General features: G+C 55.3%; 10 protein-coding genes and 1 riboswitch. Of the genes, 6 read left to right on the top strand and 4 right to left on the bottom strand.

Features of this window, described 5'->3' with window-relative positions; all coding sequences use genetic code 11:
- Positions 1-219: 219 nt before the first annotated feature.
- A riboswitch (SAM riboswitch) is annotated at positions 220-310 on the top strand.
- Positions 311-445: 135 nt separating this feature from the next.
- Positions 446-1,756: an O-acetylhomoserine aminocarboxypropyltransferase/cysteine synthase family protein gene (locus tag ACIOWL_RS17135; RefSeq protein ID WP_400387807.1), complete on the top strand. Its 1,311-nt coding sequence runs from the start codon at positions 446-448 to the stop codon at positions 1,754-1,756.
- Positions 1,753-2,955: a cystathionine gamma-synthase gene (locus ACIOWL_RS17140; protein ID WP_400387810.1), complete on the top strand. Its 1,203-nt coding sequence runs from the start codon at positions 1,753-1,755 to the stop codon at positions 2,953-2,955. The genes ACIOWL_RS17135 and ACIOWL_RS17140 overlap by 4 nt, the downstream gene beginning before the upstream one ends.
- A 440-nt stretch (positions 2,956-3,395) precedes the next feature.
- On the opposite strand, the gene ACIOWL_RS17145 is transcribed toward ACIOWL_RS17140, so the two are convergent.
- Positions 3,396-4,700: an MFS transporter gene (locus ACIOWL_RS17145; RefSeq protein ID WP_400387813.1), complete on the bottom strand. Its 1,305-nt coding sequence runs from the start codon at positions 4,698-4,700 to the stop codon at positions 3,396-3,398.
- Between the two features lie 957 nt (positions 4,701-5,657).
- Between ACIOWL_RS17145 and ACIOWL_RS17150 the strand changes: the two genes are divergently transcribed.
- Positions 5,658-6,710 carry an NAD(P)-dependent alcohol dehydrogenase gene (locus tag ACIOWL_RS17150; RefSeq protein WP_400387816.1) on the top strand — a complete coding sequence of 351 codons (1,053 nt, stop codon included), beginning with the start codon at positions 5,658-5,660 and terminating at the stop codon, positions 6,708-6,710.
- A gap of 280 nt (positions 6,711-6,990) precedes the next feature.
- Here the strand turns inward: ACIOWL_RS17150 and ACIOWL_RS17155 are convergent, their stop codons facing one another.
- The gene (locus tag ACIOWL_RS17155; RefSeq protein ID WP_400387818.1) at positions 6,991-7,662 is read right to left on the bottom strand and encodes an SDR family NAD(P)-dependent oxidoreductase; all 672 of its coding nucleotides are present in this window, start codon (positions 7,660-7,662) and stop codon (positions 6,991-6,993) included.
- Positions 7,663-7,694: 32 nt separating this feature from the next.
- Positions 7,695-8,066 (bottom strand): DoxX family protein, encoded by a 372-nt coding sequence (locus tag ACIOWL_RS17160; protein WP_400387821.1) that lies wholly within the window; start codon positions 8,064-8,066, stop codon positions 7,695-7,697.
- Between the two features lie 131 nt (positions 8,067-8,197).
- Between ACIOWL_RS17160 and ACIOWL_RS17165 the strand changes: the two genes are divergently transcribed.
- Positions 8,198-8,620, top strand: coding sequence for a winged helix-turn-helix transcriptional regulator (locus ACIOWL_RS17165; RefSeq protein ID WP_400387824.1), 423 nt, complete (start codon positions 8,198-8,200; stop codon positions 8,618-8,620).
- A 335-nt stretch (positions 8,621-8,955) separates the two neighbouring features.
- Here ACIOWL_RS17165 and ACIOWL_RS17170 read toward each other — a convergent pair whose 3' ends face one another.
- Entirely contained in the window at positions 8,956-9,780 is an 825-nt protein-coding gene (locus ACIOWL_RS17170; RefSeq protein WP_400387826.1) for an EamA family transporter, read from the bottom strand.
- Positions 9,781-9,956: 176 nt separating this feature from the next.
- On the opposite strand from ACIOWL_RS17170, the gene ACIOWL_RS17175 reads away from it, so the two are divergent.
- Both ACIOWL_RS17175 and ACIOWL_RS17180 read left to right on the top strand, forming a co-directional pair.
- Positions 9,957-10,799, top strand: coding sequence for a LysR family transcriptional regulator (locus ACIOWL_RS17175; protein WP_400387829.1), 843 nt, complete (start codon positions 9,957-9,959; stop codon positions 10,797-10,799).
- A 1,930-nt stretch (positions 10,800-12,729) separates the two neighbouring features.
- A partial coding sequence (locus ACIOWL_RS17180) for a VaFE repeat-containing surface-anchored protein (protein WP_400387832.1) occupies positions 12,730-14,230 on the top strand: 1,501 nt, incomplete at its 3' end.

Below are 14,230 nucleotides of genomic sequence, written 5' to 3' on the forward strand. Positions count from 1 at the left end.
CACATTGTGTCATCGAAAAAACCGGAAACGACACATAAAAAGCCTCAGATGCCTGAGATCTAGCGGTTTTTGGCTCATTCGACGCGTCACAGACGTGACGTAACACGGGTGTCATTACGCGGAAAATGCGACACATGACGGGTCGCGACGTTCTGTGAAGCACAGGCCTTGGTGCCGGTTGCGCCACCGGGAAGCTTTGGCGAACCATGGAAGAACAACACCCCATCAAGAGCGACCGAGAGATCTGGCTCGTCGACGTCGCAGCAACCAGCGGGAAACCGCAAGGTGCTAATGCCAGGAACGATGGAGCAGCTCCGAGCGCGTCTTTAGACGTTGCGCTGTGCCTCGTACCGTGATGGACAGGCCGTTTTGTTGGCCTTCCCTGGTACGCTGCACCGTGTTCGGTGCACTCTCTCGTGGATGAGACAACGAGAAGGAGCCAGCCATGGCGCAGCCAAACACCCAGCCGTCAACCGCGGCGATCCACGCCGGATACGCACCCAGCGGAGACTACCGCCCACTGACCGTGCCGCTGTATTCCTCTGCGGCTTTCGAATTTCCCTCTCATGCAGATGCGGTGGAGAAGTTCGCACTGCGCCAGGCCGGTTTCACCTATTCACGTACCGGAAACCCCACGGTTTCCGTTTTCGAGCAGCGTGCCGCGGCGTTGGAATCCGGGGCGTACGCTGTTGCCACGGCTACCGGCCAGGCGGCAGTGGCACTCGCGCTGCTGGCGCTAACCCAAGGCCCCAAACATATTCTGGCCTCCAACCAGCTCTATGGCGGAACCGTGGATTTGTTGACCGACTCCTTTAACGACTTCGGGATTCGGATCAGTTTTGTGGATCCCGATGATCCAGCTGCCTGGGAAGCGGCTATCGAAGAGGACACCCGCGCCTTTTTCCTGGAGTCGGTCACGAACCCGCTGTCCACCTTGCCGGATCTGCCGGTGTTAAGCGAGATCGCGCACCGGCACAATATCCCGGTGGTTGTGGACAATACGTTGGCCACCCCCGCAAACTTCAAGCCATTGCTGCACGGAGCAGACATCGTGGTGCACTCGGCAACCAAGGCCTTGGCCGGCCATGGCCAGGTTCTGGGCGGGGTGGTGATTGATGGGGGAACTTTTGATTTCTCGGATCAATTCCGTTGGGCGCAGATCGCGGCCCCAAGGGCCCGCTACGCCGGCACTTCGCTGCTTGAACGCTACGGCGCAGGTGCATACAGCATGCTGGTGCGTTCAAAGTTCTTGCATGATTTAGGTCCAACCCTGCCTGCGGCCAGCGCCCACGGCATCCTGACCGGTATTGAAACGCTGACCGTACGTACCGCCGCGGCGCAACAGAACCTGTTGTTGCTTGCCAACTTCCTCCAGGCTCATCCCGCGGTCGCCGCGGTGCATCACCCGAGCCGGCCAGGACACCGGCACCACGAGCGTGCCAAACGTTTTTTCCCAAGGGGAACTGGCAGCGTGCTGGCGGTGGAACTGCATGATGAACGGCTGGTCTCAGCATTCATCGACAGTCTGGAGGTGATTGTGCTGGCCGCCAATATTGGCGATACCCGCACCATGATCGCCCATCCGGCCACCATGACCCACTGTCGACTTTCCGCGGAACAGCTCGCCGAGGCCGGCCTTAACCGTGCGGTGTTGCGTTTGTCGGTGGGACTGGAAGATCCTGCAGATCTGATTCGAGATTTGGACCGCGCGCTGAGTGCAGCGCAGGCAACTACCCTTGAGGAGAGCTTCGCATGAGCGGCTTCAACACGCTGGCGGTGCACGCTGGCCAGGAAAAGGATCCGCACACCGGTGCGGTGATCCCGCCGATTTACCAGACCAGCACCTTTATCCAAGATGGCATCAACGTGTTGCGTGCCGGCCATGAATACTCCCGTGGCTCCAATCCAACCCGTAATGGGTTTGAAGCTCAGCTCACCGCATTGGAAGGCGGGGCAGCCGGTTTCTCTTTCGCCTCTGGTATCGCTGCGGAGGATGCGTTGCTTCGGGCTTTGCTGGCACCGGGGGACCATATTGTTTTAGGTGCCGATGGGTATGGCGGCACCAACCGGCTCATCACCCGGCTGCACCAAAAGTGGGGGATTACCGCCAGCGCGGTGGATATCACCAACCTGGATGCGGTGCGTGCCGCACTGCGACCGAATACCGCATTGTTGTGGGTGGAAACCCCTTCCAACCCGTTGCTTGGCATTGCGGATCTGGCCGGCTGGGCTGCACTGGCAGAAGAGATTGGTGCGCTGCTGGTTGTTGATAACACCTTCGCCACCCCGTACCTGCAACGTCCACTGGAATTCGGCGCCCATGCCGTGGTTCACTCCACCACCAAATACATTGGCGGGCATTCGGACGTGCTTGGCGGTGCGGTCATTGTGAGCGAGCGACTGCATCGCGGCCAGACTTTGGCCGAAGCTGTGGGCTACCAGCAGTTCGCCGGTGGCGCGGTCTCCGGCCCGCAGGATAACTACCTGGCTTCGCGTGGTCTGAAAACCCTGGGGTTGCGGATGGAACGCCATTGCGCCTCGGCTTCTACGTTGGCTGGCTGGCTGGATGCGCATCGGGATGTCGCCCGCGTGTACTACCCGGGACTGCCCGAACACCCTGGTCATGAATTGGCCGCCCGTCAGCAACGTGATTTTGGCGGGATCCTGTCCTTGCAGCTCGCTGATGAGGCAGCTGCCCGGGCGTTCGCTGAATCCATGGAACTTTTCCAGCTCTCGGTGTCCCTGGGCGGCGTTGAATCGTTGGTCTGTTATCCACGCGAAATGACTCACGCTTCTTTAATAGGCACGCCTCTGGAAATTCCGGCGAACCTGGTTAGGCTCTCGGTGGGTATCGAAGAAGTGGATGATCTGCTGGGCGACCTTGAACGTGGTTTGGCCGCCGCCTCCAAGGCATCGCTGCGGGCAGAGGCCCGCAGCAGCCTGGCAACTGCTTAACCACCGCTATCACGCACTGTAGTTAACTGTATAACTGGCCATGCTCGCTTCGGAACTGCGTGCTACGACGCTCCGCCATCCAAGGACCCGGACAAGGATGGTACGGACGGGCCAGGAGAGAATCGCGGGTTGTATCTCATGACGGGTCACGGACCGTCGAAGCGGAGCCGTGGTGCTACGCGTTTGGTTTGCACCAAATAATCAACTATCCATCAGACACAAATGCTCGGCGGGGATTCCCAGCCGAGCATTTGTGTCTGTAGTTTTTTAGGCGCCTCTTGGCCATGCTGCGACGTCTAAAACATGTCAGTACCGCACAAGAACCTGGTTTAATCCGCTCTCCGGCGTCTATGAGATCATCGAGCTTCTAAACGGTGCCAAGAACTTTGCCCAAGCTGTTCCCTCGTCGGGGAACAGCTTGGGCACAGTATCGGAAAAACCTAGTGAAGCTGTTTGCCCTTGGTTTCCGGTGCCCACAAGAACGAAGTGATCAAGCCGACGAGCGGGAACACTGCCAGGATGATCAAGGTTCCGTTCGCACCCAGATGCTCCATAGAGGTAGGAAGCAGGTAGGTTGTCGCGATTGCAGCGATGCGCGAGAACGCGGCGGCCATTCCAACACCCGTTGCCCTGATGTTCGTCGGGAAGATTTCAGCAGGATACACACGTTCGATGTTGTTTGCTGCCGGGGCAATGAAGAGGTAGGAAACGAACAGGAATACCGTAAGCCACACAGGTGCGCTCGGGAACAGTCCGAGAATAATAAGGGCGCCGAACATGAGCGCGAAGGTCCAGATCACAAAATTGCGGCGGGTGAGCCGGTGCAAGAGGTAGAGGCCGAAGAACGCGCCGGCAAGCTGAATTCCGTTGCTGATGAAATCGAATTGCGGACCGCCCTCAATGCCGAGATTCTCAAAAACTGGCTCGAGGAAGGTGAAGATTGCAAAGAACGGTCCAACCTGGCAGAACCAAAACAGTCCGGCAAAGAGATGTGGGCGCCAGGTGGATTTGGTCCACAGGTCACGGAACCTCGACTTGGTCTCCGCCTGTTCTGGCTCAGGAAGTGTGTAACCCTCGCCGAAGTGCACCCGGACGATTTCAGCGGCTTCTTCCTTGCGGCCCTGTGCGTGGAGCCAGTATGGGGACTCCGGCATGCCTATACGCATGATGAAGGTCAAGATTGCGGGAATCGCGCTCGAAGCCAGCAGGATACGCCAGCTACCTGGTGCGTAATGGCCAACGATATAAGCCAGGATAAAGCCGATGATCCAAGAAACTTCAAAGGCACCCAGCAGGACACCGCGTCCCTTGCGGCGAGAGAACTCGGCGAGCATGGATGAGCCAACGGCGTATTCAACACCAACGGCCAGGCCCAAGGCCAATCGGATGGCAACCAATTGCCAGACGTCGGTGACGGCTAGCTGCAGCAGGGACAGCACAATGAATGCTGCCAAGCTCCACGAAAAGACCGGCTTGCGGCCAATCTTGTCGGCGAGCGAACCGAAGAACAAGCCGCCAACAAAGACGCCGATCAAGGCACTGGCCGCGATGAGACCCATGCCCAGCGCGTCTAAGCCGAGCTCGGCGGAGGCGGAGTTGAGTACCGGGCCGATGATTCCCAGAACGTAACCATCGAGTATTGCACCACCGAGGATTGCGCCGGTGGCTAGGATGTGAACTTTGCGCAAAGGCGCTTCATCAAGAGGGCGCTTGCGGCCCACGACTTCGACAGGATCAGTGCTCATGAAACCTTCATCTCTTGACGGAGTGTGGCGAAAATAACACCCCTACTGATGAACAACTATAAGACGATAGATATATCAGTGGTCAAGGGTTTTCTGAAAAATACCTGTAAAAAGAACTGCCTTGATGGTGCGTTCGCGTGTCCAAGTTAGCTTTCACAGGGGCAAAACTTAGCCCGCGGATGTTCGTCGACGTGCATGGTTTGGGCGCATTGGCGTACCGCTGGCCCTGAATCGACGTCTCGACTAGGCCCTCGTCGGAAAAGCGAATAAGACTTTCCCGTGGGTGACCGGGTGCTGCTAAATCGTAGATATCGTTCAAGATCATTGGTCCACGGTGGATTTTCACATATGCGGTTTCTTTCGGAACTGCTGCCTGTTGGTAGCAAATGGTGGAGAGCAGCCAGCGCGTTAGTTTGGTGCACTGGATGCTTCAGTCGAGATACAAGCGATTTCGTCTGTCTGTCTGTGTGCAGTCTGCTTGGCTAAGCGGTAAGGCTCAAAAAGTGCATCCTCTGTTGTTGGTGACGGCTCAAACTCGTTGTGGAATCGCACCTTCTGTGCCATGCACATAGCGCTGCAGGTTCAGGTGAGTAAGCGGCTTCCCTGATAAGAGTGGAGAATTCTGAATACAGAATCCGGACTGCAGCTCTTAGCCTCGAGGATCAAAGTGGTTTAGCGCGCCAAGTATTCGAGGGGTAGTCCTTGGCCAGCATGCGCAATAGACTCAGCATTAAGGGACTAGTTCCTGAAGCTGGGTTGACGCAGGGCAAGGCCTCTGACGGTTAGCCGAACTGGATTGGTGTGTTGCCTGACTGCAACCGTTCCCAGGAGCGAGTAGGCAAAACTCAATTTGGCTCAGCGGCCCGTGCAACTTAGTGAACACCGAACTATCGCGTATCGAGTGCGAACGCTATTCGGCTCGCGCGATGGATGACCTACAGAATAGGAAGTGCGCCAATGCGAGCCGTAGTTTTTGATCAATGGAAGACTTTCCCCACCATCAAGGAAGTGCCGAAGCCTGTTCCTGGCCCCGGCGAAGTCCTGCTGAAAGTCGCGGGTGCCGGAGTGTGCCATTCAGACGTAGCCGTATACAGCGAGTATTCGCCGGAAATGGGTGCGTTGAGTGAACTGCTTAAGCCAAGCTACATCCTGGGGCATGAGAATTCAGGATGGGTTGAGGCGGTCGGCGAAGGAGTCATCGGGGTGAACCCCGGGGAAGCATATTTGGTTTATGGTCCCATTGGCTGCGGTCGTTGCAAGGCTTGTTCGCGCGGTCAGGACACCTATTGCGAGCATCCGGAACAGGTTGGATATCTTGCCTCCGGGTTGGGGCGAGATGGCGGCATGGCAGAGTACGTCAAGGTGCCGGCAAGAAACCTCGTTCCGCTGTACGATGCGGATCCGGTGGCGGCAGCGCCGTTGTCTGATGCAGGTCTAACTCCGTACCACGCCATCAAGAACTCATTCGACAAGTTGGCCGGTGGCGGTAAAACCGCGCTGGTGATCGGTCTTGGCGGTCTGGGTCAAGTCGCGGTGCAGATTCTGCTGGCAACCACCGGGGCCAAGGTGATCGCTACGGACATGAAATCAGAAGCCATGGAGCTTGCTGCTTCGCGTGGTGCGGTCACCGTTGCCGGCGGTGAAAACCAAACGGCAGAGATCCGAGAGCTTACCGGCGGGCGGGGAGTCGACGCAGTTTTCGATTTTGTCGGTGTATCTCCAACGATCAAACTTGGCATGGAAACGGTTGCCTCTCGGGGTCGTATGACAGTTGTTGGTATTGCTGGCGGCCCCTACACCTGGTCGTTTTACACCGCACCGTATGAAGCCGAACTGGTCAACACCTATTGGGGCACCATCGAGGAGCTCCATGAAGTTGTTGCGCTTTACCGTGATGGGAAGATCACCCCCGACGTGGAACTCTTCTCTTTGGACAACGCATTGGATGCCTACCAGAAGCTTGAATCCGGGGAACTTTCGGCGCGAGCCGTAGTGGTTCCCCATATGTAGTAGACAACTGGTTCAGAACGTTAGACAAGCAGGCCGGGTTACCAGCATTGGCCACGTTCGTGATTGCGCAGGAACGGAAAATAATCCTTTTTGCGATAACTTTTGCACCTCGTGAGGTTAGAAACAGGTGCCTCGGCCTGCTTGCAGGCGACTGGTACTGCTCGCCACCGAGCTGAGCAATGATCAACATTGCGCGCTGGTCCAGCTCGGTGGCTCCGCCACAGTACCAGGCGAACACAGGACATAAGCCGGCTGAGTACGTTAGCGCCGGTTCTGATAACTAGTAAATGACCTTTTCGGCCACTTCCCTCGTGGTGTGAAGATCCCAATAAAGATCTGCCAACTCTGCCGGAGTTTTAAAGGGGTAACCAGGCGCTGGAGCAACTTCGCCGATGCCGACACCTATGGCAACATGAGCCACGTAGGTACCTGATCCTTGAAGCTTTCCATTCAGATTCAGCGCCCAATTGCGCGTAGCGGCCTGTGCAGCATTCAGTGCACCGAATATTTGGACTGGGTTAATGGAGCCAGTACCGGCCGTCAGCAAGATCGTTCCATTTCCGTTTGCTCTCATTGCGGGGAGTACAGACTGTACTGCTGTAACCGCGCCGTATAGAAGGCTGTCGATCGCCGGGCGTAGGGTGTCATGCGTGACCTCCAATGGGTCAACCATTGATTCAGAATTTCCCGCATGGGGAGAGAATTCAAGCACATCAACCGATCCGAAATGCTTGTGAGCATCGCTAAGTGCTCTGCTCAAGGCGTTGGCGTCAGCCGTGTCGGCGGCAAAACCTTTAGCTTCTATTCCTTCGGCAGCAAGAGTGGCTACCAGGTCATTCAGTTTCTCGCTATTGCGTGCAATGAGCGCGGAGCTAAATCCGTTCTGCCCGAATTTGCGAGCGATAGCTAGGCCGAGACCGGCTCCGGCTCCAACGATGGCGATTGTAGGCATGTTGTGTCTTTCTGTATTCGGTTGGTTTGTTGTTAGTAGTTCTCAAGTACTGCGAAGCCAAGAAAGGCTGAGACTACGCAGAGCGCGCACAATATTGCAGGTGCCAGGAAACTTTCCTTGCGCCGAAGATGTATCGTGACCGCGCCTAGCATCGTCAAGGAAAGGCCGAGAGCAGCGGTCGGCGCTAGTAATGTCGCCGTACCAGTAGCTAGCGGAAGGAATAATCCGAGACCGCCCAATAACTCGACCAAACCTACTGCTTTGATTAGCAGTGGTGCCGTGTTCTCGGTCCAATTCATTCCGGCTGCCATGAGTGCGGCTTTGGGGCGCACGATTTTCATGGTGCCAACTGACAAAAAGAGTAGAGATAAAACTGCATTGATGAGCCACAGAACGATGAGCATGGATTCCTTAAGGCTGAAGACGATACAACTTCGTGAGGGACAGTTACTGTTTGTAACTAATCCCATCATGAGTCACTATTGAAGGGTTTACAAAAGGCACATCCATGTGCCTGAGGCTGCAAGGGGTACTGATGCTGAAAACTGAGGAACTAGGTGCTGCGGTATTTGAGCGATTCAAGGGAGACGAGGCTGCCTGTCTTGAAACCGATATAGGCAGAGCTGTTCGTGATTTGTTGGACAGGGTTGGTGACAAGTGGTCTTTGCTGATCATCGGAATGCTTCGCGCTGGTGAGCTTCGTTTCATGGAGCTTCAGAAGCGTATACCTGGGATCTCACAGCGGATGCTGACCTTGAAACTTCGGAGCCTCGAGCGCGACGGGTTGGTGCGCCGTACTGTTTATGCTGAGGTTCCACCGCGTGTCGAATACGAACTCACCGGAATGGGAAAGACGCTCATTGAGCCGGCGATGGGGCTTGCCTTGTGGGCGGTCAAGTATCAGCGCAGTATCGACGCGGCCAGAAAAGACTTCGACGAAGCCCACGCAACACGATGAGAATACTGCGAGTTCCTAGGCGGATAACTGGGCGACTTCAGCGTTCTATTGTTCTTGGCCGGGCGCCGGAACGGCTGCAGTCCAGGGCACGACCATGGGCATCCGCGAAGATTCCTTGAATCGTGCCACCGTCAAGTTGGCATATTTCCATGCTGACTATCCGGGCTGGGTGATCTATTTTAGTCAGGATTGTGTGCAGATGACGAGAGACGCGCACCATGGATGTGGCGGATGACCTCGAGGTATATCCGTTTGCGGCTACTGCTTGAGCCTGAAAGTACGAACTTGCTGCATGCCTTTGAGGGCTTTCGCTTAGCTTTGAGCGCTACATGCACCTATTCGACCAGTACTTGACGCGAGCCGGTTCGGGTCGCGCCGATGCCAGCTATGATCACGCACGCTATTCCCAAAATACCTAATACGTTGGGAACCTGCCCGAGAAGAAACAGGCCGGCGAGCAACGCAAAGGCCGGCTCAAAACACATGAGTGTGGCAAACGCAGCTGTAGTCAGTCTTCGAAGGGCAAATAACTCGAGAATAAACGGCAAAAATGGAACCAGGGCAGCCAAGGTCAAACCAACCAATACCGTTTCGACGGTGAGAGCTGTGAAAGTTTCCAGGCCAGCGACCGGAATTGCGACGACGGCAGCAATAGGCATGGAGATCCCGAGGCCCTTGAGCCCATCACTGGAGTCTCCGATTCGTTGTGTAAAAAGAATGTAACCCGCATAGCAGCAGGCGCCTGCTGCCGCGAAACAGATGCCAACTAAGTCAGTGCTTCCTTGCCAAGGTTGGGTAAGTAGTAGGACGCCAATAGCTGCAGAAAGTGGCCAGACCCAGCTGTGGCGACCTTGACGGGTGAGCGCTGCGATGCACAAAGGACCGAGGAATTCGATTGCACTGGCAGTGCCCAGCGGGATGCGAACGGCGGCCGCCATAAAAAGGATGCTCATGCCTGCCGTCGCGACCCCTAGAATAATTCCGTTGCGAATCGTGGAAATGGTGTATTTATGCCGCCAGGGGCGGACGATTACTACGATGAGCAACGCAGCCCACGCGAGCCGCAGCGATGCTGCTCCTTCCGCGCTGAGCGCACCAAGGAACAGGACTGAGCCAGCCAGACCGAGCTGAGCGGTTGCCATGGAGATCAATGCAAGCATGGCTCCATCGAAACCAGGCCGTAGTTCACTTCTCGTTTTCATGACCCTAGTGGAGCATTAGCCAACTGTCCATGTCCACGTTGCAATAACGAACATATCGTCCGTGAAATCTATACAATGAGATTATGGACATACGACGGCTGCAGGTACTGCTCGAACTGTCTCGGCTAGGTTCTATGCGCGCTGTAGCGGATGTCATGCACTCCAGCACATCGACCGTATCGCAGCAGATTGCGGCACTCTCGCGTGAAGTCGGTGCTGCCTTGCTTGAGCCGGAGGGGCGACGAGTACGGCTCACGCCTGCTGGGCGTAGATTGGCGAATCACGCGGTCAATATTCTTGCGGCGGTCGACGTTGCCAAGGCTGACCTCAATCCCGGTGCCAACCCGGCGGGAGTTGTGACTATTGCGAGTTATGCAACTGCGGCACGGCGTGCTTTGATTCCGTTGATGCGGAACCTGAATTCAACCTACCCCGCGGTAACAGTTCGGGTGCAGGAACTTGAACCGGATGAAGCGCATGAAGCACTATTAGCCGGGCGGGTCGATCTGGCGCTTGCCTATGATTACAACCTGGCTCCTGCGGCACCGGACGAGTCGATAGCCGTACTCCGCTTGTGGGAATCTCAATGGGGTCTGGCAGTGGCTGCAGGTACTGAACCTAAAGGAAACAACTCAGCAGTCGGCCTGTTCAATTTCTATGCAGGTGCGAAGTGGATCGGTAACTCTCGGAACCCAGCTGAAGAAGTTGTGATTAGAACGCTGGCTTCTCTTGCGCAGTCGGATGCGAGGATCGAACATCACGCGGACAACTTGGAACTAGTGGAAGATCTTGTTCGCTCCGGTTCCGGCGTAGGCTTGCTCCCGCTAGACCGGTATCCGAGCGGCGTGAGGGTACTGCCTCTCGAAGCGCCCAACGTAGTTATGCGGACCTGGGCTTGGACCAAAAAGGGAGCGGAGACCTGGCCGCCGCTCGCGCTGGTTCTCGACACGTTTACCAGGGGATTTATACGGCGCTGATGGATTCTCGAATAGATAATTCAAACGAAAACACTGAGTGCCCATGTTTCTTCAATGGTCGTGAGCACTTGGTGCGCCACGCAGTGATACTTGTGCGAAGTGTTCATCACATCAGCTTCGATGCGCGGCGGCTGAAGGGTAAAATTGTCGAGGGCTCTTGCGCTGCCTCGGGTTCGACTACTGGCTGAATGCTTCGAGGTGCCGTCGGATTAGTTCCACCTCAAGGGCGTGATCACGGCCGACTTCAGTCGTGCTCTTCAGCGGCCTTGAGTGGCAAAGCTTTCGATTGTCCTGTTGCATCCGAGGAACGCGTCGCAAACATGGGTGCGCGCAAGTGAGTGCATGATAGCAACTTTTTTCATTTGAATGACGGCATTCAGTGGTCTGAGCCACTAAGGTAAGTGACCTGCAACTCCATCCGTCTTCAGTGGGTCACACTAATATGTGAGCTAAACCACATGGCTTCGCTGTAGTTCTGACTCGAATTTTACTTAATGTGGCGTGACTCACATCTCTCGGGGATTGTGTTTTTTGAAACAGCGGACGAAAAGCCTTCTGCTTAGACTCCTTGTAGGGCGCTAACTTGGGGGTACGCCCAGCGTCTGGGTGGCTGTGAATCATTGCTTCGCTAGACTCGCAGCCATCCATTCAGGGTGCACCGTACGCCTGCTGGTGACGGGGAGGGATCTTGATGCGTCGGCGGCGGTTCAATGTACGTGCTGGTAGGCGTTGATGATCGAATCGGCGGACGTAGTGCACGGTATTTTCACTAGGGAGCTCCGCGTCGAAAGCTTATCGGGCAAACCATTTCAGTGGTGCGATCTTACCGACCCCAGCTGATCACGGTGTTTCTTGACGTTGTTCACGTGAAAGCCGAGCTTGGCTTGGCGGCTTGATTGATTTCGTCGTTCAATATGCAGGCATGTTAGGCGCCGAAGCCCATGAATTTGTTGGGGCATGTTTCTTGAGGCCTTGTTGACGTCGCTTGGGGTGCGGGTTTCGAATGTCGGTATAAAGGGTCTTAATGTGTGTGTCATGGCCAGAACGCTTCGCTTGGCTTGAGTGGCCAATTGGTATAGGAATTGCATGCGCAGAATGGTGCATGTTGACATCTACTCCCGGTTTGTGCAATGAAAGTGCCCGGTGGTGGAGGCCGAAGGCTAAGCCCGGCATTTCCGCATAACTAACTGGCTATAGATGTGAATCCAATTGACCATCACAGCTAACCAATTAGCTATTTTTTTATGCCTTAGTGGTGGGTGAATGAATTGCCGTTTCACTGGTCATGATGAAAGCAGGGAGTGCTGCATGTGAGACTAAGTAGTCGAGGGAAGCGGGGGATCATTATTTTCTCGTCGGTGGCTAACGCGTTGACTGAAGGAATTTTCTCGATGATGCATGCCTCTTGCTGAAGGTTACGACGCGGATAATATGTCTTTGACTTGGTAATTTAATAAGCCATAATCCGTAATCTGCAATGCATAAGTGGTAAGCATGTCGTTATCTTGCGGTTCAAGATCCGAGCTGCGAACTCTGCGTGCTCTAACCTGAATGGCAGCTCCCGTGAGTTCAAGGCATAAAAATATTAGAGCCGGATCTGCGTGTTTCATGACGCGAAACCTGGAAAGAATCCATATATTTCTTAATTTGAGGCAGTGGTACAGAGCTTTTTCAGCTCCAGATTTTCTTCGTGTATCCTACGTTTGTCTCTCGCGCCCATTGTTTTCTTAGTTTTCTAGATGGCCGTTTGAGTTCCCATTTTTACAACGTAGAGGGGCTTTTCGTGATAGCTAGGATCGGCGAAGCGTATCAGTTCGTTAGGGTGAGGCTGATACTCGCAGCGCTACTTGCCATAGCCTTGGTCATGCAGACTGCTGGAATCTTGATGCCGCATGCGAACGCAAGTGTGAGCCCAGGTGACACTGTGCATGTGGGCACGAATACGAAAGGGTACAGCGGAACGCGCCTGTACCCGATCTATGAAGGGACGGATCATTCGGGTGAGCCAGATTTCTGGGCTTACTGCATTGAACATGAAGTTTCGGCCAAGACCGGAATCGATGGTCTGGTTGGCGGCCTAGATAGCTACTTGGGAAGCAACCATTTCGATGATCCGGCGGTGCAAGCCAAGGTTTTCTGGGTTCTTGCTCACAGCTACCCAGAAGTGACTCTGGAAGAGCTTGCCACCGCAGCTGGGGTGCCGAGTATCTCAGAGAATGACGCGATTGAAGCAACCCAGTATGCAATTTGGCGTTATACCGATCTGACTTGGGATGCAGCTTGGCCCTGGGAGACCCCAGATTCGGAAGCCGCCTACTGGTATCTGGTAAATGGTGCAAACGCGGCTGGCGGTCTGACTCTTGAAGAGCTGCAGGCTGAAGTTTCAGTTACCGGCCCATCCGACGCCCAAGTGGCTGATTCGCTAGTTGGCCCATTCACGGTTAACACCAACCAAGCGACTGCGCGTGTTGAGGTTGATCCAGACGTGCCATTGGTGAATTCCGCCGGCGACCCCATTGATTCCTCGGCTGTTGTAGATGGCCAAGAAATCTACTTGGATCTGCGCAACTCAACTGCAGCTGGCGCAGCACAAGTGAGCGTGACCGCGCGCGGTTCAGGCTCATCTGGAAGCATCATTTCGGTGCCTGACCAGGACGGAGAAACTCCGACCGACGAGGCGCATGCACAGTCAATCATTCTGGTTACTCCTTCAGGCAGCCAGGCACAAGATGTAGCCGATGTCGAATGGGCATCGACGGTTCCTTCGATTGGTACGTCGTTGGTTGATTCTTCTGATGATGATCGGGTGCTGGATTGGGCTGGCGGTACGGTGGTTGACACTGTGTCGTATGTGAATTTGGTTCCTGGGACTGAGTACACCGTGACTGGTGAGCTGATGCGGAAGTCGGATGGTTCGGGGACTGGTATTACTGGTTCTACGACGTTTACTCCTGAGGTGGCTGAGGGTTCGGTTGATGTGACGTTTGTTGTTCCTGAGGGGTTTGCTGGCGAGGTGCTGGTGGCTTTTGAGGAATTGTTTGTTGGTTCGGATGGTTCGGGTGATCCGGTAGCTGAGCATAAGGATCTTGAGGATCCTGCTCAGACGGTGACTGTTGATCCGCAGCCTGAGCCTTTGGTTCCTTCGATTGGTACGTCGTTGGTTGATTCTTCTGATGATGATCGGGTGCTGGATTGGGCTGGCGGTACGGTGGTTGACACTGTGTCGTATGTGAATTTGGTTCCTGGGACTGAGTACACCGTGACTGGTGAGCTGATGCGGAAGTCGGATGGTTCGGGGACTGGTATTACTGGTTCTACGACGTTTACTCCTGAGGGGGCTGAGGGTTCGGTTGATGTGACGTTTGTTGTTCCTGAGGGGTTTGCTGGCGAGGTGCTGGTGGCTTTTGAGGAATTGTTTGTTGGTTCGGATG

The sequence above is a fragment of the Glutamicibacter sp. NPDC087344 genome (assembly GCF_044744225.1).
GTDB lineage: Bacteria > Actinomycetota > Actinomycetes > Actinomycetales > Micrococcaceae > Glutamicibacter.